The sequence below is a fragment of the Streptomyces sp. ISL-10 genome, assembly GCF_018614575.1.
In the GTDB taxonomy this organism is placed as follows: domain Bacteria; phylum Actinomycetota; class Actinomycetes; order Streptomycetales; family Streptomycetaceae; genus Streptomyces.
This window is the reverse complement of sequence record NZ_JAGGOJ010000014.1, coordinates 127,581-147,367: the sequence shown is the minus strand read 5'-3', so window position 1 is coordinate 147,367 and position 19,787 is coordinate 127,581. Positions and strand designations below refer to the sequence as shown.

At 68.9% G+C, this 19,787-nt stretch carries 19 protein-coding genes, 2 tRNA genes and 1 pseudogene; 6 read left to right on the top strand and 16 right to left on the bottom strand.

From position 1 onward, the window contains the following. Nucleotides 1–12: 12 nt before the first annotated feature. From J7E88_RS18585 to J7E88_RS18570, 4 genes are read right to left on the bottom strand one after another with little or no spacing between them, the layout of a single operon-like run. Complete coding sequence (locus J7E88_RS18585; protein ID WP_215182437.1) at nucleotides 13–651, bottom strand: aminodeoxychorismate/anthranilate synthase component II; 639 nt, start codon at nucleotides 649–651, stop codon at nucleotides 13–15. Further along, nucleotides 648–848, bottom strand: a complete 201-nt coding sequence (locus tag J7E88_RS18580; RefSeq protein ID WP_215182577.1) for a hypothetical protein — start codon at nucleotides 846–848, stop codon at nucleotides 648–650. Before J7E88_RS18580 ends, J7E88_RS18585 begins: the two co-directional genes overlap by 4 nt. A 31-nt stretch (nucleotides 849–879) precedes the next feature. Beyond that, nucleotides 880–1,581 (bottom strand): class E sortase, encoded by a 702-nt coding sequence (locus J7E88_RS18575; RefSeq protein WP_215182562.1) that lies wholly within the window; start codon nucleotides 1,579–1,581, stop codon nucleotides 880–882. A gap of 49 nt (nucleotides 1,582–1,630) precedes the next feature. Further along, nucleotides 1,631–2,398, bottom strand: a complete 768-nt coding sequence (locus J7E88_RS18570; protein WP_215182435.1) for a DUF881 domain-containing protein — start codon at nucleotides 2,396–2,398, stop codon at nucleotides 1,631–1,633. 141 nt (nucleotides 2,399–2,539) lie between these two features. Between J7E88_RS18570 and crgA the strand changes: the two genes are divergently transcribed. Next, entirely contained in the window at nucleotides 2,540–2,797 is a 258-nt protein-coding gene (gene crgA, locus J7E88_RS18565) for a cell division protein CrgA (protein WP_215182433.1), read from the top strand. A 263-nt stretch (nucleotides 2,798–3,060) separates the two neighbouring features. Here crgA and J7E88_RS18560 read toward each other — a convergent pair whose 3' ends face one another. Both J7E88_RS18560 and J7E88_RS18555 read right to left on the bottom strand, forming a co-directional pair. Beyond that, nucleotides 3,061–3,963, bottom strand: coding sequence for a rhomboid family intramembrane serine protease (locus J7E88_RS18560; protein WP_215182431.1), 903 nt, complete (start codon nucleotides 3,961–3,963; stop codon nucleotides 3,061–3,063). A 96-nt stretch (nucleotides 3,964–4,059) separates the two neighbouring features. Beyond that, the gene (locus tag J7E88_RS18555) at nucleotides 4,060–4,593 is read right to left on the bottom strand and encodes a peptidylprolyl isomerase (RefSeq protein WP_215182429.1); all 534 of its coding nucleotides are present in this window, start codon (nucleotides 4,591–4,593) and stop codon (nucleotides 4,060–4,062) included. A gap of 273 nt (nucleotides 4,594–4,866) precedes the next feature. On the opposite strand from J7E88_RS18555, the gene J7E88_RS18550 reads away from it, so the two are divergent. Beyond that, nucleotides 4,867–5,547: a DUF5324 family protein gene (locus J7E88_RS18550; RefSeq protein ID WP_215182428.1), complete on the top strand. Its 681-nt coding sequence runs from the start codon at nucleotides 4,867–4,869 to the stop codon at nucleotides 5,545–5,547. A gap of 238 nt (nucleotides 5,548–5,785) precedes the next feature. Here J7E88_RS18550 and J7E88_RS18545 read toward each other — a convergent pair. Further along, nucleotides 5,786–6,112, bottom strand: a pseudogene (locus J7E88_RS18545) (DUF6344 domain-containing protein); the annotation flags it as partial. Between the two features lie 546 nt (nucleotides 6,113–6,658). Continuing rightward, a tRNA-Ala gene (locus J7E88_RS18540) sits at nucleotides 6,659–6,731 on the bottom strand. Between the two features lie 191 nt (nucleotides 6,732–6,922). Between J7E88_RS18540 and J7E88_RS18535 the strand changes: the two genes are divergently transcribed. After that, a complete protein-coding gene (locus tag J7E88_RS18535; RefSeq protein WP_215182426.1) occupies nucleotides 6,923–7,471 on the top strand; it encodes a DNA-binding protein in 549 nt (182 codons plus the stop codon). A gap of 46 nt (nucleotides 7,472–7,517) precedes the next feature. Then, nucleotides 7,518–8,861: a serine/threonine-protein kinase gene (locus J7E88_RS18530; protein WP_215182424.1), complete on the top strand. Its 1,344-nt coding sequence runs from the start codon at nucleotides 7,518–7,520 to the stop codon at nucleotides 8,859–8,861. Between the two features lie 31 nt (nucleotides 8,862–8,892). Here J7E88_RS18530 and J7E88_RS18525 read toward each other — a convergent pair whose 3' ends face one another. The 4 genes from J7E88_RS18525 to J7E88_RS18510 all read right to left on the bottom strand — a co-directional run bounded on the left by J7E88_RS18525 (nucleotide 8,893) and on the right by J7E88_RS18510 (nucleotide 13,028). After that, complete coding sequence (locus J7E88_RS18525; RefSeq protein ID WP_215182560.1) at nucleotides 8,893–10,377, bottom strand: hypothetical protein; 1,485 nt, start codon at nucleotides 10,375–10,377, stop codon at nucleotides 8,893–8,895. A gap of 110 nt (nucleotides 10,378–10,487) precedes the next feature. Beyond that, nucleotides 10,488–11,495: a hypothetical protein gene (locus J7E88_RS18520; RefSeq protein ID WP_251022824.1), complete on the bottom strand. Its 1,008-nt coding sequence runs from the start codon at nucleotides 11,493–11,495 to the stop codon at nucleotides 10,488–10,490. Between the two features lie 188 nt (nucleotides 11,496–11,683). Next, nucleotides 11,684–11,818 carry a DLW-39 family protein gene (locus J7E88_RS18515; protein WP_003958712.1) on the bottom strand — a complete coding sequence of 45 codons (135 nt, stop codon included), beginning with the start codon at nucleotides 11,816–11,818 and terminating at the stop codon, nucleotides 11,684–11,686. A gap of 436 nt (nucleotides 11,819–12,254) precedes the next feature. Continuing rightward, a complete protein-coding gene (locus tag J7E88_RS18510) occupies nucleotides 12,255–13,028 on the bottom strand; it encodes a calcium-binding protein (RefSeq protein WP_215182422.1) in 774 nt (257 codons plus the stop codon). A 480-nt stretch (nucleotides 13,029–13,508) separates the two neighbouring features. Here J7E88_RS18510 and J7E88_RS35995 point away from each other — a divergent pair, with 480 nt between their 5' ends. After that, on the top strand, nucleotides 13,509–13,703 hold the full coding sequence (locus J7E88_RS35995) for a hypothetical protein (RefSeq protein WP_251022823.1): 195 nt from the start codon (nucleotides 13,509–13,511) through the stop codon (nucleotides 13,701–13,703). Next, nucleotides 13,681–14,022: a tyrosine-type recombinase/integrase gene (locus tag J7E88_RS35990; RefSeq protein ID WP_308307542.1), complete on the top strand. Its 342-nt coding sequence runs from the start codon at nucleotides 13,681–13,683 to the stop codon at nucleotides 14,020–14,022. The genes J7E88_RS35995 and J7E88_RS35990 overlap by 23 nt, the downstream gene beginning before the upstream one ends. Before the next feature lie 55 nt (nucleotides 14,023–14,077). Here J7E88_RS35990 and J7E88_RS18500 read toward each other — a convergent pair. The 4 genes from J7E88_RS18500 to gyrB all read right to left on the bottom strand — a co-directional run bounded on the left by J7E88_RS18500 (nucleotide 14,078) and on the right by gyrB (nucleotide 19,584). Beyond that, nucleotides 14,078–14,154 (bottom strand) — tRNA-Ile (locus tag J7E88_RS18500). Between the two features lie 82 nt (nucleotides 14,155–14,236). Continuing rightward, nucleotides 14,237–14,791, bottom strand: a complete 555-nt coding sequence (locus tag J7E88_RS18495; protein ID WP_215182420.1) for a DUF3566 domain-containing protein — start codon at nucleotides 14,789–14,791, stop codon at nucleotides 14,237–14,239. An 87-nt stretch (nucleotides 14,792–14,878) separates the two neighbouring features. Then, a complete protein-coding gene (gyrA, locus tag J7E88_RS18490) occupies nucleotides 14,879–17,473 on the bottom strand; it encodes a DNA gyrase subunit A (protein WP_215182418.1) in 2,595 nt (864 codons plus the stop codon). A gap of 41 nt (nucleotides 17,474–17,514) precedes the next feature. Further along, complete coding sequence (gene gyrB, locus J7E88_RS18485; RefSeq protein ID WP_308307536.1) at nucleotides 17,515–19,584, bottom strand: DNA topoisomerase (ATP-hydrolyzing) subunit B; 2,070 nt, start codon at nucleotides 19,582–19,584, stop codon at nucleotides 17,515–17,517. Between the last annotated feature and the right edge of the window lie 203 nt (nucleotides 19,585–19,787).

Genomic DNA, 19,787 nt, shown 5'->3' with positions numbered 1-19,787 from the left:
GGCGCACGGCGCTCACGCCAGTGCCTTGCCCACCACCGGTGCGAGCCCTGCCGAACGCCCCACGGCTCCGGCGTCGCCGCACTGCTCCAACCAGTTGGCGAGCATCAGATGCCCGTGCTCGGTCAGAACCGACTCGGGGTGGAACTGCACGCCCTCGACGGGCAGTTCACGGTGGCGCAGGCCCATGATGATGCCGTCGGCCGTACGCGCGGTCACCTCCAGCTCGGCCGGCAGCTCCGCGGGCTCGGCGGCCAGCGAGTGGTAGCGCGTCGCCGTGAAGGGCGACGGCAGCCCGGCGAAGACACCCTTGCCCTCGTGGGAGACCAGGGAGGTCTTGCCGTGCAGCAGCTCGGGCGCGCGGTCGACCACACCGCCGTACGCGACCGCCATCGACTGCATGCCCAGGCAGACGCCGAAGACGGGCACGCCGGTGGACGCGCAGTGGCGCACCATGTCGATGCAGACACCGGCCTGTTCGGGCGCGCCGGGGCCGGGGGAGAGCAGCACGCCGTCGAAGCCGTCCTGCGCGTGCTCCAGGGACACCTCGTCGTTGCGCACCACTTCGCACTCGGCACCCAGCTGGTACAGGTACTGCACGAGGTTGAAGACGAAGCTGTCGTAGTTGTCGACGACGAGGATGCGTGCGCTCATCGGGCCGTCCCCTCTCCGTCGACCGTCACATCGTTGAACGGGAGCAGCGGCTCCGCCCACGGGAAGACGTACTGGAACAGCACGTAGACGACCGCCAGGACCAGCACGAGCGAGATGAGCGCCCGCACCCATGCGTTCCCCGGCAGATGCCGCCAGATCCAGCCGTACATGCCGTCCCTTTCCGTTCGGTACGGCACCAGACTAAAGGGCGGCGAGGGCGGGGGTGGGTCAGCTGTGGAAAGCTCGCGGTTTGCCGTCGGTCACAGGCTGCGTCGTATCGAGGTGGGCCCAGACGACGAGCCGGTGGCTGCTGCCCCACTCCGGCTCGCACGTGGTCAGCGTCAGATAGCGGCCCGGCCCGTCCAGTCCCGCCGCACCCGCCTCGGCCGGATCGGGCACGGGGGCGATGACGCCGACGTCGGTGGGGAGCGTGCGGTACGGCGTTCGCACGATCCGGTAGGTGAACCAGGTCGTCCCGTCCGTCAGCACGACGGCGTCCCCGGCCCGCAGCCGCGGCACGTCCTTGAAGGGGTCGCCGTACGTGCGGCGGTGGCCGGCGACCGCGAAGTTGCCCTGCTCGCCCAGAGCCGCGGTGCCGGCGTAGTGCCCGAGACCCTTCTTGAGGACCCCCGGGCCCGTGCCCTCGAGGACCGGCCAGTCCCAGGCCTTCCCGAAGCGGGGAATGTACATGACCGCGAACGGCTTCCCGGGTTCGTACGCCGTGGGGGCGGGCGGCCGCGTGGGGCGGGGCGCGGGCCTCGCCACGGGCGCCTCGGCCCAGCTCTCCCTCAGCCGGTCGATCTGTCCGTCCGTCGCGCCCTCGGCCTCGATACCGGTCCAGAACAGCACGTACACGACGAACAGCACGATCATGGTGCCCGCGGTGATGCACAGTTCGCTGAAGGTCCGTACGAGCAGCCGCACCCTCACGTGCACCCCCAGGCTCCACCGACCGGGCGGCACCCCCGGGGGCCGAGGGCTACCCGGCGGGCTTCGCGTAGTGGAGATCCACTGTGCCCGAGTAGCCGGGAAGAGTCACCCGCTCGTCCTCGTCCACTTTCCAGCCGAGGCCGTAGGCCTCCACGTACAGCTGGTAGTTCCGGATCGCGGGGGATTTGGCCAGCGCCTTCTTGAGGGCTTCCTGGTCACCGACAGCGGTGATCTTGTAGGGAGGGGAGTAGACGCGGCCCTGGAGGATCAGCGTGTTGCCCACGCACCGTACGGCGCTGGTGGAGATCAGCCGCTGGTCCATGACCCTGATCCCCTTCGCCCCGCCCTGCCACAGCGCGTTGACCACGGCCTGCAGGTCCTGCTGGTGGATGACCAGGTCGTTGGCCTGGGGCTCGGGATAGCCGGGGGCGGCCTGTGCGTTCGGCGGGGCGTCGTCGAGGGTGACGCTCACGGCCTTGCCGCTCAGCTTCTCGGTGCCCGCGGACGCCTCCAGGGCCTTGAGCTCGGCGTCCTCCGCCTTCGTCGCGCCGTTGTCGCGCTGGGCGAGGGCGTCGACGTCCTCGCGTACGGCGGCGGTGGACTCCTCGAGGTCGCCGTTGTCCGCGCTGCGCTGCCTGATCAGGTCGGAGAGCTTCAACAGAGAGTCGTCGGTGCGCAGATCCGTGCCTTTGGCGGCGTTGAAGCTGGTCACGAAGATCACACCGGCGAGGGCGAAGACGGCAGCCGTGAGCAGCCGGACAGGCCGCCACTCGCTGCGGCGAACCGGCCCTTGTGGAGAGTCGGCAGAATTGCTCAACGTACCCTTATCTCCTTCAGCACCGCGGAAGCACTACGCTAACGGACGCCCGGGGGAAGCAGTGGTCCCCCTCGCGCCGGCCCCGGCGCCAGCCACAGTTACCTGCGCGGTCACGCAAGCGCATCGACAGGAGAGTCCCTCGTGCCGAAGTCACGTATCCGCAAGAAGGCCGACTTCACGCCGCCGCCGGCCTCGAAGCAGACCACGAACATCAAGCTCACCAGTCGCAGCTGGGTCGCCCCGGTGATGCTCGCGCTGTTCCTGATCGGACTCGCCTGGATCGTTCTCTTCTACGTGACCGAGGGCGATCTGCCGATCCAGAGCTTCGGCAACTGGAACATCGTCGCGGGCTTCGGGTTCATCGCCGCGGGCTTCGGCGTCTCCACCCAGTGGAAGTAGCGTCCGCGCCGTCGGCCGTCAAGCTCTGCCCTGAGGTTATCCACATGGTTGTCCACAGCAGGGGAAAAGGTCAGACGATCTGTGGATAACTCTCCGGGCGTTGACGCCGATGTGATTGCTTCGGCCATGCCGGTGAAGCGAACGGCCCCTCGTCACTGACCTGGAATCCCCAGGTCAGTGACGAGGGGCACGCTTGTTCCCCACGGCGTGCACAAGATCCGACACACGCTGTGGACAACTTTGGGGAAAGGTGCCGCTCCAGGTCATGTGAGCGCGGCGGTCCGCACCAGTGCGATCCCGACGGAGACCAGCAGGACGAGCGCACACGTACCGAACTGCACCAGGGTGCGCCGCTTGCCCTGCGGGGCGTGGACGAGGCCGTAGGCGATGGCTGCGCCGGCGACGAGACCGCCGACGTGGGCCTGCCAGGCGATGCCCGGCGCCACGAAGGTGATCACGAGGTTGATCGCCAGCAGCGCGAGGATGGGGCGCATGTCGTAGCGCATCCGGCGCATCAGGACGATGGTGGCCCCGAACAGCCCGTAGATGGCGCCGGAGGCGCCGAGGGAGCCCGCGTTGGGCTCGGCGATGAGATAGGTCAGCGCACTGCCGGCGAGCCCGGAGATCAGATAGAGCGCAAGGAAACGCGCGCGTCCCAGCGCTTGCTCCAACGGACCGCCGAGCCACCACAGCAGGAGCATGTTGAAGAAGATGTGCCACATCTCCTGGTGCAGGAACACCGAGGTCAGCAGGCGGTACCACTCGTCATCGGCAGCCACCCCCACCGGCTCGCCCAGAACGGGGTCGAGCGCGCCGCCGATCAGCGTGAACCGATGGATGAACTGCTCCCCCAGCGCAAGCCCCACGACGAACACCGCGAGGTTGATCGCCAGCAGCACCTTCGTCACCAGCCGCGGGTCCGCCACCACCGTCCCGCCCGCGATCGTCCGCGGCCTGCTCGCGTCCGGGGCGTGCCCCGTGCCCGAGCCGGTGCGCACGCAGTCCGGGCACTGGAAGCCGACCGACGCGCTGATCATGCAGTCCGTGCAGATCGGCCGCTCGCAGCGGGTGCAGCGAATGCCCGTCTCACGGCCCGCATGCCGGTAGCAGACCGGCAGGCCATGGGTGTCCTGCGGCTCCTGCGGACTGCCTGGCGCCTGGTCCATGAGGTCCCCTCGTCCTTCCGGGCTCGCGCGACATCGCCCTGTCCATCCTTACGGACGGCCAGGGCGAAAAGGTTCCCGTACGGGAATCCCGCGGGATCAGCCCTCGCGCTTCTCCACGACGACCGACTCGATGACGACGTCGTTGAGCGGGCGGTCGGTGCGCGGGTTGGTCGGGGTGGCGATGATGGCGTCCACGACCTTCTTGCCGGCGTCGGTCGCGACCTCGCCGAAGATGGTGTGCTTGCGTGTCAGCCACGCGGTCGGCGACACGGTGATGAAGAACTGCGAGCCGTTGGTGCCGGGGCCGGCGTTGGCCATGGCCAGCAGATACGGCCTGTCGAAGGACAGCTCCGGGTGGAACTCGTCGGCGAACTCGTAGCCCGGGCCGCCGGTGCCGTTGCCCAGCGGGTCGCCGCCCTGGATCATGAAACCGCTGATCACACGGTGGAAGACGGTGCCGTCGTACAGCTTGTCCGTGGACCTCTCGCCGGTGGCCGGGTGGACCCATTCGCGCTCGCCGGTCGCGAGCTCGACGAAGTTTTTCACCGTCTTGGGCGCGTGGTTCGGCAGAAGCCGGATCTCGATGTCGCCTTGGTTGGTCTTCAGGGTGGCGTAAAGCTGCTCGGCCACGGTCTGCCTTCCGTAAGTCTTCTCTGACGTCGCCCGATCCTCGCACGGCAGGACCACGTACACGGAAAAGCGACCGGGTGGCCGTCGCGCCGGTGCGCTCTGCGGAGAGAAGTGGCAGGGTCGTTCGCATGGGCCCGACATGACCCGGATGCCCGCCCCGCGTGCCGGGGGAGCGCTCAACAGGCATGATTTTCAATCGGGTGGAAAGGCGGAACTGTGCCCAACTGGGGATAAACCCCAGTCCCCCAGAACGCCACCGAGGAGGAGGATCCCGTGACCCGCATGGAAAGCGTGCGCGCCGCGAGCGGTACGGCGAAGGACAGCGTGCGGCACGCCGCGGAAGTGGTGGCGCCCTACGCCGGCACGGCCAAGGACCAGGCCGCGCACTATGCGCGCGATGCCCGCGTACGGCTCGCGCCGAAAGTCTCGAAGGCCGCTACGCAGGCCCGTGTTCAGTACGGCGTGTACGTGGCGCCGCATGTGCCGCCCAAGGTCGACAAGGCCGCGCACCGCGCTGCCGTTCAGGCACGCAAGGCGGCTCGTCAGGCGGCTGACTACACCGTTCCGCGTGTCGGCCACGCGATGGCCGTCGCCCAGCCCGTACGGGAGGAGGCCGCGGCCCGTTCCGCAGCCGCTCTGGCCGCGCTGCGCGGACAGGTGACGGCGAAGGAGATCCAGAAGCTTGTGAGGAAGCACGAACGGCGCTCGAGGGCCGGACGTGTCTTCAAGGGTGTTGCGGTGATCGGCGTACTGGCCGGCGGCGCCTTCGCCGCCTGGAAGTGGTGGGACAAGCAGGCGAACCCCGACTGGCTGGTGGAACCGCCCGCCGCCACGGAGGTCTCCGACCGGGCTCCGCTGGCGTCCGTCGACGGCAGCACCAAGGCCGATCTCGATCCCGAGGTCCAGGTGAAGCAGGACGAGGCGGAGACCGGGGACCGCGACGAGGGTCGCTGACCGCAATCCGTCCTCAAGGGTGATGGCGCCGGGAGAGAAGGACGCTCCCGGCGCCTCACGCCGCTACGGCGTACGCCGTGCGAACGGGAGCGGCAGCCGGGGCACCGGCCGTGGGGCGTGCGGCGCGCGCCGTTACCGCCATTCGCTGTGAACCGGGCGCGGCGGCCGCGACGGGTGCCGTGCTGAGGGTGGACGAGGCGGCGGGGACGGCGTCCGCAGAGTCGGCCTCGGTCATGTCGGCGGCGTCGGCTTCGACAGCGGACAGCTGCCGGGTGGCCGGGGAGGCGCCGTGTGCCTCGGCGCCGATGCGCTGCTTCATCGTCGGCGGCAGCGACCGGTCCCGTGCCGTGGGCAGCCAGCGTGTCGGGGCCGCCCTCCTGCTCTGCGCCGGCAGTACCGCGCCGGACGCCTGCGGACGGGCCTTCACGGGCTCGTCGGGCGTCTGTGCGGCGGGCTGCGACGTGGCAGCGGCGGCAGTGGCGGTGGTGAGCCCCACCGAGGCAAGCAGTGCGAAGAACGCGGTGACGAACGCGGTCCACAGATTCCTGACCTTGAAGGCGGCCATGACCCCTCGCTTTCGGGTTGAGCGCTTTACATACCTTTCTCATGATGTGTACGCATCTCGAGGAGTGTGGGAGCGACGCCGTTCCCGCGCAGTTCTTCGGATGAACACCACCCGGATGGCCCAACCCGGGTCGCCGTGGGCAGGCAGCACACGGGATGCGCGGTGGGCGGCGGTCGTGTAGGCGCGTGTCTTTACGCCCTGTCTCCGGGCGCCGGGGCCAGGGGATCGCCGGCCCGGCGCCGCGCAGGCCAGGGGTCGGACCGGACTCCGGCGGGGCGGTGGAGCGGCGGTGGAGCGGCGAGGCCATATCGGTTTCGCCGCGGAAGGTGAGCACCGAGGCGTCCGTCGGACGGCGCAGTCCCCGGCGGACGGTGGCCGGGCCGACCCGGTGCGGCGAGCGAACTCGGCCCGGCCCTTTCGGCCGTCCCGGTGCGTCCGCCAGTGACCGGTCGAATGCGCTGCCCTCCCCCGCACAGCGAGGCAACGGCCCACGAAAAACTCCCCTGCCCTGCGTATCGCCGCAGGTCAGGGGAGTATCCGTCGTTGTGGAGCCTAGGGGAGTCGAACCCCTGACATCTGCCATGCAAAGACAGCGCTCTACCAACTGAGCTAAGGCCCCGGGAAGGGTGACCGCGACCGAACAGACACGCTCCTCGGTCACCGCCGCGCACCAGAGTACCGGGTCACCCCCGGGATTCCACAAAAGGATTGGGACTCCCGATGGGACTCCCGGTCGACGACCACGCTCCGTAGGATGCACCACGAGGTTCGCAGCAGCGAAGCCGCTTGGGGAAGCGATGGGGAGACGCAATGGACGCAGCGCAGCAGGAGACGACCGCAAGAGCCCGGGAACTGCAGCGCAGCTGGTACGGGGAGCCGCTGGGTGCGCTGTTCCGCAGGCTCATCGACGACCTCGGGCTGAACCAGGCGAGGCTCGCGGGTGTGCTGGGTCTGTCGGCTCCGATGCTGTCCCAGCTGATGAGCGGCCAGCGCGCCAAGATCGGCAATCCCGCTGTCGTCCAGCGCGTCCAGGCACTGCAGGAGCTGGCGAGCCAGGTGGCCGACGGCAGCGTGAGCGCCGTGGAGGCCACGAACCGGATGGAGGAGATCAAGAAGTCGCAGGGCGGCTCCGTCCTCACCGGCACCAGCCAGTCCGCCGGTACCTCCGGAGGGCCGACCGTGCGCCGTGTCGTGCGGGAGATCCAGTCGCTGCTGCGCTCGGTGGCGGCAGCGGGCGACATCATCGATGCGGCGGACTCCCTCGCCCCCACCCACCCCGAACTGGCAGAGTTCCTCCGGGTGTACGGCGCGGGCCGCACCGCCGACGCGGTCGCCCACTACGAGTCGCACCAGAGCTGAACGAGGCGGACGTCGCCGCAAGGGAACCAGGAGCTGGCGCAGCACAATGGGTGAGGTCTTCGCTGGTCGGTACGAACTGATCGATCCGATCGGACGCGGCGGTGTCGGCGCGGTCTGGCGCGCCTGGGACCACCGGCGCCGCCGCTATGTGGCGGCGAAGGTGCTGCAGCAGAGCGATGCCCACACCCTGCTGCGCTTCGTCCGCGAGCAGGCGCTGCGCATCGATCATCCGCATGTCCTCGCCCCGGCCAGCTGGGCCGCGGACGACGACAAGGTCCTGTTCACGATGGACCTGGTGAGCGGCGGATCGCTGGCGCATGTCATCGGCGACTACGGGCCGCTGCCGCCGCGCTTCGTGTGCACCCTGCTCGATCAGCTGCTGTCCGGTTTGGCCGCGGTGCACGCGGAGGGGGTCGTGCACCGCGACATCAAGCCGGCCAACATCCTGATGGAGGCCACCGGAACCGGCCGCCCACACCTGCGGGTCTCCGACTTCGGCATCTCCATGCGCAAGGGCGAGCCGCGTCTGACCGAGACCAACTACGTGGTGGGGACGCCCGGTTACTTCGCGCCCGAGCAGATGATGGGCGCGGAGCCGGACTTCACCGCTGACCTGTTCGCGGTCGGTCTTGTCGGGCTGTATCTCCTGCAGGGCAGGAAGCCGGACTCCCAGGCGCTGATCGAGCACTTCGCCGCCTACGGCACCCCGAGCGCTCCGCAGGGCATTCCCGAGCCGCTGTGGCAGGTGCTAGCCGGCCTGCTGCAGCCGGATCCGCAAGCCCGTTTCCGCACGGCCACGGGCGCGCGGAAGGCGCTCACCGCGGCCGTGGAGATGCTCCCTGAGCCCACGGCCGACGAGGAGCCGGTCGAGATCTTCGACCAGCTCGGTCCCCTGCCCGCGGGATTCGGTCCTGCGGGTCCTGAGCCGGTCCGGGAAACGCCCGCCGCCCCCGCTCCACAGCCTGCCCCGGCCTCTCCGACGGGCAGCTTCCACCTGGCCCCGCCGCCGCAGCAGCCGTCCGCTCAGCTGCCGCACACGGCGCAGCCCGCCACTCCGCCTGCGATGCCCGTGCAGTCGGAGTCCACGCCGAGCCCGGCGCCCGCCGCCGCGCCCGCTCCCGTACCGGCGCATCCCGACTCCCCCCATCAGGCGCCCGCGGTCCAGCCTCACCAGGCCCTCACCGCCCCGGTGCAGTACCAGCAGCCTGCCACCCGTGCCTACACCGCCCAGCAATCGCAGGCTCCCGGTCACGGCGCGCAGGTTGCCGGGGTCCCGCACTCCGCCGCCGCGCAGAAGCGGCCGGGACCGCCCCCGAAGGTCGCGGTCCCGGTGCTGATCGTCGCGCTGCTGTGCTTCGCCGTGGGCATCTGGGCGCTGACCCAGACCTGAGCCCGCGCAGCCGGTGCGCTGCGGCCGGCGCCTACCGGCCGGGCGGCGGGCCGTACTGCCCGTACCCGTAGCCCTGGCCCGGCTGCCCCTGCGGGGGCTGTCCCTGCGCGGGCGGGTATCCGTACCCGGGCGCCGGCCCGTACGCAGCCGCCGCTCCGTCCTGTACCTGCTGCGCCGCCTGGACGTGTCCCTGTGCCTGCGCCTGTGCCGGGAGGACGGCTGGGCCGTCCGGGACCCCGCCCCCCCGCCGTGCGAGCAGCGTCCATGCACCGAGCCCCAGCACCAGGACGGTCCCCGCGCCGATGCCCACCGCGGCGACCAACGCCATCGTGGTGCTCTGCGCCGCGGCGTCGGCGTTCTTGCCGCTGTCGGCCGCGGCCCGGTCGTCCTCGGTGACCTGGAAGTCGCCCGCCGGACCGCGGTAGGAGGGCGCCGGTTCGGCCTGCCCGGTCACGTTCACCCGCAATGTCAGCGGCAGCGGCTTCTCGCTGAACGCCTCGGCCATCTCCGGGCTCAGCGTGACCGAGAGGTAGTACCAGCCGGCGAACCGCATCGCGGCCGAGGCGGCGTCGGAGTCGTAGCGGTTCTCGTAGGCGACCGGCGGCAGCGGGTCCAGGGCCAGGGACTTCTGCTTGCCGTCGTAGTAGACGCCGGAGGCCTCGTCCACGAGCCCGCGCGCCGGGTTGTGCAGGGCCACCGCCATGGCGTTGCCGACACTCTTGAGCCCGTCACCCGAAAGGCTGCTGCCGAGATCGGCGCTGACGAACAGCTGCTGCCCCCAGTCGACCGGCACCCGATAGAAGAGCGTCCGGCCGGGCGCGATCTCGTCCTGCCACTCGCCCTGTTCGATACTGGTGGCCTCGTGGAAGCTCGTACCTCCCGCACGCTTTCGGGGGCCGCCGCCCGGCACCGCGGGGGAGGCGGACGGCCACACCTCCGGCGGGGCCGTGGTCGCGGCCTTCTTCAGCCCCGGCTCGGACAGGAAACGGATCTCCACGTCCCACGGCTCGGGCGTCGAGGTCGCCTCGCTCGTGCGCTCCAGGAGGACGTAGTACGCGCCCGCCTCCTGGCAACTGCTCTTGTCCTTCTCGATCCGCCGGCTCGCGTAGTCGGCGACCGGACGGGCGTACGCCGCCGATCCGAACCTGGCCTCGCCGTCGCCGCACTCGGTGCCCGACCGGTCCTCGATGCTGACCTCGAGCTTGTCGGCGTAGTCGACCTTGGTCCCCAGCTTGGGGACGGCCACCGCCGAGACGTACGCGTCGGACGTGGCGTCCAGGTCGATCCGGTAGTAGCGCTTCTCGCCCGGCTTGATGGCGTCCTTGTATGTCGAACCGTCCGTCAACTCAGGGCCATTGCTGTTGACGGGCGTGCCCTGGACGGGCTTCGCCTCGTCGTCGAACGTGTACGGGTTGGGCTCGCCCGCCGCCCATGCCTGCCCCGGCAGCACCGCCACGGCACACATCGCCGCCATCGCGGCCAGTGTCACCCGGCCCCTGCCGCGCTGCCTCTTCACGCGTTTCTCCCTGTGGTCGATGAGTCCGACGAGCCCGTGACCGGCGTCGCCGGCCGAGCCGGCGGGCGCCGCGGTCCTGCGCCGGAGCGGGACGCATACCACCGCCGCGATCAGGACGGCGTGCCCCCGCCTGCCGCCGCGGCGATCGCGGCGATCGCGGCGCCGGACCATCCTGCCCCGCCGGCGGCCGCGCTGTCTGCGCGCCCGGGCGAATCACCCTTCTTGTCCCCCTGTTCGCCCGCGCCGCCTGCCGACACGGGGGCGTCGTGCTGCGGCCCGGACAGCCGGTCGCCGAGAACGGCCACCCGGAGGACCACACCGAGCTGCGGGTTCTCGGCGATCTCCGCGGCCTTCGCGCCGAGCGTCCCGGCGATGCAGAACCCGCCCGTCGTGTGCACGGGGACGACATGGGGGTGGGTCTCATGGCGGTTGGTCCAGGCGACCGGCACCGTGCCCATCTCCAGCACCGCCGGACGGCCGTTGCAGAGGGCCTGCCGGCTGAACTCCCCCGTACCGCCCCCGAGGGGCGCACGGGCCGGCGGCGTAGTACCGCTGTTCACCGGGGCCGATGGTGTCCAGGTACCTGCCGGGGTGCAGCACCGGAGCCGGGTCGCGCGTCGCCGTGCCGGTGACATGCTCGCCGTCGAAGCGGTAGCCGTCCGCAGACAGCCGGGCGGCTGGCGGGCGAGGGCGGCAGCGTCGGGAGCGTCGCAGTAACGGCCTTTCCCGGCACGGGCGATGCACTCCAGCTGCTCCCGTGCCGCGACGGGCTCCTGGAAGCCGACGGTGTCGATCCGTAGCCCCACGCCCTCCTTGGCGAGCCTGTGCCCCGTAGACGCGCAGGCTGGTCGGATGGCCCGCCGGGAGCGCGTCGACGGCCGTTCCCGCGGCGATGCGCGCGCCTCCATCCGGGTGCGGCCGGTGCCGTCGTCGTCGGCCATGGAGCCGGAGGAGTCCAGCACCATCACCAGCCCAATACCGCCGTCCGTACCCGGCACCCTGGCCTCCCACCTCGCCGGTTCCGCCGCGCCCGCCGCCGGCAGCGGCCCTGCCACCAGGGCGAGCGGTGCCGCGCCGATCGTCACCGCGGCCGCGCGGCAGCGCTGTCGTGCTGTCACGGTCCTCCCCCTCCGCACCCGCGAGTTTGCTCTCGCAAGGTAATGATTTGCGGAGGTGAACTCAAGGGGATTGCGTCACGGTCCGGCAACAGCGCGCAGTCACCCGCCCCCCGACCGAGGCGGCCCTGGACAGCACGAAGCCCCGGCCGCTTCCGCGACCGGGGCTCATGATCCAAAGACGCTGCGTCTCACACACCCGAACCTGCGGGCACGGAGTCGGTCGCCTCCGTCCACAGATCCTGCTCGGCGCGATCCGCCTGGATCTGGCGGTACACGAGGAGCCCGCCGATGGCGGCCAGTGCGACCAGGAGAAGCTTCTTCACCGCGCGACCTCGTCTTTCCTTGACGTATGAGGACCTCTGGCGCCCGACTATACACACCGACCGATACCGATCGGTTACCTACATGCGTCCCGGCGGAACCCGGGCCCCGCCTCAACTGTGGCCGTACACAAGCGATCGGCCCGGACGGAGAAAACTCCGTCCGGGCCGATCGTCACCATGGGGCTCACAGGATTTGAACCCTGTGGCCTCAACCTTGTCAGGTCGATCATCGCGGATCCGAATATCTGCAACGGGGCAGCCGAGAGGCTTCGGAGTGGTCGTGGAGGTCCCTCCCGATCCGCACTCGTCCGCCACTGTTGGTGTCAGCCGCCTGACGTCAGACATCTGCCATGCGTTCGACCATCTGTCGGGGCAGCGAGTAAGAGCAGCGATCATTCACAGGCGAGCACCGAACGGGACGCGGTTGTCTCGGTTGCTATTGCACGTCGACGTAGTCGCCTGCCGCCGAAACGGCCGGGGTGGTCGAGGTGCCGGCAAAGCTCCAGCGCCAGTAGCCGTCCGCGGACGCGGTGGTCGTAGTTTTCAGGTCACCCGTACTGGAGGTGTTCACCGTCTTGATGGTGGCATAGGTGCTGGTGCCCGCTTTACGGAACTGGAGCTTGACCGGCTGCGCGGTGTAGCCCGCGTAGGTGCCGGTATCCCAGTTTGCCCGGGTGAGCTTGCCGGTGACCGTGAGCGTCTTGCCGCTGGCTACCGGTTCCGGTGAAGCGTTGACGGTCAGCTTGGAGAACCGTTGCAGGCGGGTGGTCGCGTAGGCATCCCGCCGGGTCCAACTGTCGTCGTTGGCCCATACCTCGACTCCCACCTTCCAGGTCCCGGCGTCGGCGTTGGTGAGCCACCAGTCCGGTTCGAAGGTGAAGGTCTTCGAACAGGTGGAGGTGGTCGCACTGGAAGCCACACAGTCCGCGGGCGTGGTGTCCTCATTCGGCCCGATGTAGCTCTCGGGGTTGTGGGGATCGGTTCCGCGCCACAGGTGGAAGTCGGCGTCCCAGATGCCCGAGGGGTCGGCGGCGGTCACCGAAACCGTGACCGTCGTGTCGGAGAGACCGACAGCGATGTTCTTGCCGCCATTGACGGAGACATTGGTGATCTGGATGTCACCGACGGTTTCGTCTGCGTACGCGGCAGGGCTGATGAACCCACCCAGCGTGGTGGCGGCGAGCACAGCAAAGATTGCGCGTCTGCGCATGAATCTCCCAAAGTGAAGAAGAGGACCCACCGGCCGGATGTACGACACGGCGGGTGCATGAGGGGCCAACTGCCAGCAGTCACACGGGGTTCCACTGTGTTTCAGTCATCCGAGCTGAGCATGGGCTCCCGTGCGTCAGGCGATGAGTTTGCGCACTTCCTTCAGCGTTCGAGGCGACACAGCCGTCACACACCCTCTGGCGGCATCGTGGACGCGCATGCTTCTCCCCAAACCCAGCCTCCAGGTGGAGCGCGACGACCAACGTTGTGACCTGCGGCTGAGCCGTCGACGGCTGTCGGTGTTGGTCATTGTTGAGCGCCCTTCCCAGGGCCCGCGACGGCCCGGAAGGTCGCTTGACGGTGAAAGGGCCAGCGGACCTCGAGGACGGCAGGCATCCTCGGGCCATGACATGCCGTAATGCCACCGAGGACTTCATGACCCAGTCCTCGGCCTCCGGCGGAGTGAGGCCCTCGGCCTGCGTTGGCGGGAATCATCGACTTCGACCGCCGGCAGTTCACCCCGGTCAAGCAGGTCCAGCGCGATGACAGCGGTCTGGTGCTGAAGGACCTCAAGACCGAGTCGTCTCAGTCCGTGCTGCCGCTGCCCACGCTCTGTGCGGGCGCGCCTCGAGTAACGGCGGCACCTGTAAGCCCTGGCGCGGAAGATCGCCGGTGATGCCTGGCAGCAGGCTCCCGGCGAAGACCTGATCTTCTCGCAGCGACACGGCGGGATGATCGAGAGCCGCGGCTTCTCGCGCACCTTCGATGGTCCGATCAAGCGGGCCGGTCTGCGTCGGATCACGGTCCGGCCGGCCCGGCACGCCTGTGGGACCCTGCTCGCCTTCCTCAAGGTCCGCCCCAAGGTGGCTCAGGCGATCCTGCGGCACAGCCAGCTCAGCATGACCATGGACAGCTGTACACACGGTGTGGATGAAGATCAGCGGGAAGCGGCGGCATTGCCGGCCGACCTTCTGGGAGGTCCGCTCATCGGCTGATGTCATCCGGAGATGTCAAAGGCCCCCAACCTTGATCGGCTGGGGGCCTTTGCACTGGTGGGGCTAACAGGATTTGAACCTGTGGCCTCATCCTTATCAGGGATGCGCTCTAACCAACTGAGCTATAGCCCCTCCGCGCTGCGCGCTGACCTCTGAAGATTAGCGCACACGCGGGGCAGCGCCAAAATCGGAATCCGCGGACCCCGCTGCGGCGCTACTCGTCCTCGGCGAGCGTGAGCTCCACACCGCCCACAAACCCGGCGGAGAGGTTGTAGATGAAGGCTCCCAGGGTCGCCAGCGCTGTGGCGAGCACCACATCGATCACCGCGATGACCGAGGTGAAGATCAGCACGCGCGGCAGCGACAGGAACGACTGGAGATCGAAGCCGTTGCTCTCGTTGGAGCCCGTGGCCTCGCTGATCGTCCCGCCGACCGTCGAGAAGACGCCCATGGCGTCCATGACCATCCACAGCACCGCGGAGGCGACCACGGTGCAGATGCCGAGCGCGATGGAGAGCAGGAAGCTGACCTTCATCACCGACCACGGATCGGCCTTCGCCACCCGCAGTCGCGCCTTGCGCGTCCGCGGCGTCGTGCGGGCACCGGTCTTCGGCCGGCGCACCGCCGACGCGGGCTGCGCCCCGCCGTGGGTGCCGCCCGGCGAGGGATACGCCTGCGGCGGGTGGTACGGCTGCCCGGCCTGCTGCTGAGCAGGCTGCTCGCCGCCAAACATCTCGTAAGGGGGCTGAGGCCCCCGGGTGTCCGTCACTGTGGCCCCCTGGGAGTCCGCGGCAGGGCCACGGGCACCATTCGCTCCAGAATCGGACGCTCCGGCACCCGTGGCTCCACTCACGCTCTACTCCTCGTGCTCCCCTGCCGAGGACGGAGTGCCCTCGACTGCCGACTCGGCCGACTCTTCGTCGCCCGCTTCGGTCCCGTCGACCTCTTCGGCCTCGCGACCTGCCTCGGCGTTACGAGCGATGCCCACCACGGCATCGCGCTTGCCCAGGTTGATCAGTTGGACGCCCATGGTGTCACGGCCCGTCTCCCTGACTTCGTTGACTCGCGTACGAATCACACCGCCGCCGAGCGTGATGGCGAGGATCTCGTCGGTCTCCTCGACCACCAGCGCGCCCACGAGCGATCCGCGGTCCTCGACGATCTTGGCTGCCTTGATACCGAGGCCGCCGCGGCCCTGGACGCGGTACTCGTCGACGGGGGTCCGCTTCGCGTACCCGCCGTCGGTTGCGGTGAACACGAACGTACCGGGCCGGACGACATTCATCGAGAGCAGTTCGTCGCCCTCACGGAAACTCATGCCCTTCACGCCGGAGGTCGCGCGCCCCATCGGGCGGAGCGCCTCGTCCGTCGCGGTGAACCGGATCGACTGCGCCTTCTTGCTGATGAGCAGCAGATCGTCCTCGGCGGACACCAGCTCCGCGCCGATCAGTTCGTCGTCGGCGCCGCTCTCGGTCTCCCGCAGGTTGATCGCGATGACACCGCCCGCGCGCGGGGAGTCGTAGTCCTTCAGCGACGTCTTCTTCACCAGACCGGCCTTGGTGGCGAGCACCAGGTACGGCACGGCCTCGTAGTCGCGGATCGCCAGGATCTCGGCGATCTGCTCGTCCGGCTGGAAGGCCAGCAGGTTGGCGACGTGCTGACCGCGCGCGTCCCGGCCGGCGTCCGGCAGCTCGTAGGCCTTGGCCCGGTAGACCCGGCCCTTGTTGGTGAAGAACAGCAGCCAGTGGTGCGTGGTGGAGACGAAGAAGTGGTCGACGATGTCGTCTTCCTTCAGCTTCGTGCCGCGCACGCCCTTGCCACCGCGCTTCTGCGAGCGGTAGTCGTCGGTCTTCGTACGCTTCACATAGCCGCCACGCGTGATGGTGACGACGATGTCCTCCTCGGCGATCAGGTCCTCCATGGACATGTCGCCGTCGAAGGGCACCAGCTTGGAGCGGCGGTCGTCGCCGAACTTCTCGACGAGCGCGGCCAGTTCCTCGCTGACGATCTGGCGCTGACGGGCCTCGGAGGCGAGGATCGCGTTGTACTCGTTGATCTTCGCCTGGAGTTCGTCGTGCTCGGCGACGATCTTCTGGCGCTCCAGAGCGGCGAGCCGGCGCAGCTGCATCTCGAGGATGGCGTTGGCCTGGATCTCGTCGATCTCCAGCAGGCCCATCAGGCCCTCGCGCGCGATCTCGACGGTGTCGCTGCGCCGGATCAGGGCGATGACCTCGTCGATCGCGTCCAGCGCCTTGAGCAGACCGCGCAGGATGTGCGCCCGCTCCTCCGCCTTGCGCAGGCGGAATTTCGTGCGCCGGACGATGACCTCGATCTGGTGCGTCACCCAGTGGCGGATGAACGCGTCCAGCGAGAGCGTGCGCGGCACGCCGTCGACGAGCGCCAGCATGTTGGCGCCGAAGTTCGTCTGGAGGTCGGTGTGCTTGTAGAGGTTGTTGAGGACGACCTTGGCGACCGCTTCACGCTTGAGGACGATGACCAGGCGCTGTCCGGTACGGGACGAGGTCTCGTCCCGTACGTCGGCGATGCCGCCGATCTTGCCGTCCTTGACGAGGTCGGCGATCTTCTGGGCCAGGTTGTCCGGGTTGACCTGGTACGGAAGCTCCGTGACCACCAGGCACTGGCGGTTCTGGATCTCCTCGACCTCGACGACCGCACGCATCGTGATGGAGCCGCGTCCGGTGCGGTACGCCTCCTCGATGCCCTTGCGGCCGACGACGAGGGCGCCGGTCGGGAAGTCGGGGCCCTTGATGCGCTCGATCAGCGCGTCGAGGAGCTCCTCGTGGGTGGCCTCGGGGTGCTCCAGTGCCCACTGGGCACCGGAGGCGACCTCGCGCAGGTTGTGCGGCGGGATGTTGGTCGCCATACCGACCGCGATGCCCGCCGAGCCGTTGACCAGCAGGTTGGGGAAGCGCGCCGGCAGGACCGTCGGCTCCTGGTTGCGGCCGTCGTAGTTGTCCTGGAAGTCGACGGTCTCCTCGTCGATGTCCCGGAGCATCTCCATGGACAGCGGCATCATCTTGCACTCGGTGTACCGCATGGCCGCGGCCGGGTCGTTGCCCGGAGAGCCGAAGTTGCCGTTGGAGTCCACCAGCGGCATACGCATCGACCACGGCTGGGCCAGGCGGACCAGGGCGTCGTAGATGGACGAGTCGCCGTGCGGGTGGTACGTGCCCATGACGTCACCGACGACGCGGGCGCACTTGTAGAAGCCCTTCTCGGGCCGGTACCCGCCGTCGTACATCGCGTAGAGCACGCGGCGGTGGACGGGCTTGAGACCGTCCCGCACGTCGGGCAGGGCACGCGACACGATGACGGACATCGCGTAGTCGAGGTACGACCGCTGCATCTCGGTCTCGAGCCCGACGGGCTCGACACGCAGGGCTACAGGCTCTTCTTCTTCGGTCGTGACGGGGGTGTTCTCGTCGGCCATTGCTGGTCTTCAGTCCTTTCGTGCGGTCAGCTGAGACCGACTCAGATGTCGAGGAAGCGGACGTCCTTGGCGTTGCGCTGGATGAACGAGCGCCGCGCCTCCACGTCTTCGCCCATCAGCACCGAGAACAGGTCGTCCGCCTGCGCCGCGTCGTCCAGCGTGACCTGGCCGAGCACCCGGTGGTCCTGGTCCATGGTGGTGATGCGCAGTTCCTCGGCGTTCATCTCGCCGAGACCCTTGAAGCGCTGGATCGAGTCTTCCTTGATCCGCTTGCCGTTCTGCTTGCCGAGCTCGACGAGCGCGTCGCGCTCGCGGTCCGAGTAGGCGTACTCGAAGTCGTCCCGGCCCCACTTGATCTTGTAGAGCGGCGGACGGGACAGGTACACATGCCCGGCCTCGACCAGCGGCCGCATGAAGCGGAACAGGAACGTCAGCAGCAGCGTGTTGATGTGCTGGCCGTCGACGTCGGCGTCCGCCATCAGGATGATCTTGTGATAGCGGAGCTTCTCGATGTCGAAGTCCTCGTGCACACCGGTGCCGAAGGCCGAGATCAGCGCCTGGACCTCGGTGTTCTGCAGGATCTTGTCGATCCGCGCCTTCTCGACGTTCAGGATCTTGCCTCGGATCGGCAGGATCGCCTGGTACATCGGGTTGCGGCCGGACTTGGCCGAGCCGCCGGCGGAGTCACCCTCGACGATGAAGATCTCGCACTGGGTGGGGTCGTTCGACTGGCAGTCGCTGAGCTTGCCCGGCAGCGACGCCGACTCCAGCAGGCCCTTGCGGCGCGTCAGATCGCGCGCCTTGCGGGCCGCGACCCGGGCGGTGGCCGCCTGGATCGACTTGCGGATGATGTCCGTGGCCTCATTGGGGTTGCGGTCGAACCAGTCGTTGAGGTGCTCGTGTACGACCTTCTGGACGAAGGTCTTCGCCTCCGTGTTGCCCAGCTTGGTCTTGGTCTGGCCCTCGAACTGCGGCTCGCCCAGCTTCACGGAGATGATCGCCGTCAGACCCTCGCGGATGTCCTCGCCCGTGAGGTTGTCGTCCTTCTCGCGCAGCAGCTTCTTGTCGCGCGCGTACCGGTTGACGAGACCCGTCAGCGCAGCGCGGAAGCCCTCCTCGTGCGTACCGCCCTCATGCGTGTGGATGGTGTTCGCGAACGAGTACACACCCTCGGTGTACTGCGAGTTCCACTGCATCGCGATCTCGACCGAGATCATCCGCTCCTTGTCCTCGGCCTCGACGGCGATGACGGTGGGGTGGACGAGCTCGCCCTTGCGGGAGTTGAGGTACTTCACGAAGTCGACGATGCCGCCCTCGTAGAAGTACTTCACGGTCCGGGCCGGGTGCTCCTCCACCGCCGCCGCGTCCGGGTCGTCCGCGCCGACGGTCGCCTTCGCGGACTCGCGCTCGTCCGTCAGCGTCAGGGTCAGGCCCTTGTTGAGGAAGGCCATCTCCTGGAAGCGGCGCGAGAGCGTCTCGAAGGAGTACTCGGTGGTCTCGAAGACGTCCGGATCGGCCCAGAAGGTGACCGCGGTGCCGGAGTCGGACACTTCTTCGTGCTTGGCCAGCGGGGCCGTGGGGACGCCCGACTTGTACTCCTGCGTCCAGCGGTAGCCGTCCGTCCTGATCTCGACGGCGAGCTTGTAGGACAGCGCGTTCACCACGGAGACACCAACGCCGTGCAGACCGCCGGAGACGGCATAGCCGCCGCCGCCGAACTTGCCGCCCGCGTGCAGCACGGTGAGCACGACCTCGACGGCCGGCTTCTTCTCGACGGGGTGGATGCCCACCGGGATGCCGCGGCCGTTGTCGACGACGCGTACGCCGCCGTCGGCGAGGATCGTGACGTCGATGCTGTCGGCGTGGCCGGCCATGGCCTCGTCGACGGAGTTGTCGACGACCTCTTGGACGAGGTGGTGGAGTCCACGCTCACCGGTCGAGCCGATGTACATGCCGGGGCGCTTGCGGACCGCGTCCAGACCCTCGAGGACGGTGATCGCGCTGGCGTCGTACGAGGCGGTGACCTCGCCGTTCCCACCGGCAGCAGTGGACGGAAGGTTCTCGTTGGGGTTGCCGGAATCGGCCACGAAGCGCCCTTTCTGGCACAGCACAAGCCGCTCTCCGTCACTGCGGGACCGGCTGCGTCTTTCGGTATCTAATCGACGAGTCCCGCGAGAGTCGCGGGATTGTCCACCAGTCTACCGGTACCGGCGACACGAATGGGGGTTTGCCGGTAGCTGAGTCCGCATGTGCCGCCCTCAACCGCCTCCCGCCGACTCCCCATATACGGGAAGGGGCTCCAAGAGGCTCACAC

What these genes read in the sequence shown, in the direction of transcription:
- J7E88_RS18585 (WP_215182437.1), bottom strand. Translation starts at nt 651, where the DNA reads ATGAGCGCACGCATCCTCGTCGTCGACAACTACGACAGCTTCGTCTTC.
- J7E88_RS18560 (WP_215182431.1), bottom strand. Translation starts at nt 3,963, where the DNA reads ATGGACCAGGCGCCAGGCAGTCCGCAGGAGCCGCAGGACACCCATGGC.
- J7E88_RS18535 (WP_215182426.1), top strand. Translation starts at nt 6,923, where the DNA reads ATGGACGCAGCGCAGCAGGAGACGACCGCAAGAGCCCGGGAACTGCAG.
- J7E88_RS18530 (WP_215182424.1), top strand. Translation starts at nt 7,518, where the DNA reads ATGGGTGAGGTCTTCGCTGGTCGGTACGAACTGATCGATCCGATCGGA.
- J7E88_RS18510 (WP_215182422.1), bottom strand. Translation starts at nt 13,028, where the DNA reads ATGCGCAGACGCGCAATCTTTGCTGTGCTCGCCGCCACCACGCTGGGT.
- gyrA (WP_215182418.1), bottom strand. Translation starts at nt 17,473, where the DNA reads ATGGCCGACGAGAACACCCCCGTCACGACCGAAGAAGAAGAGCCTGTA.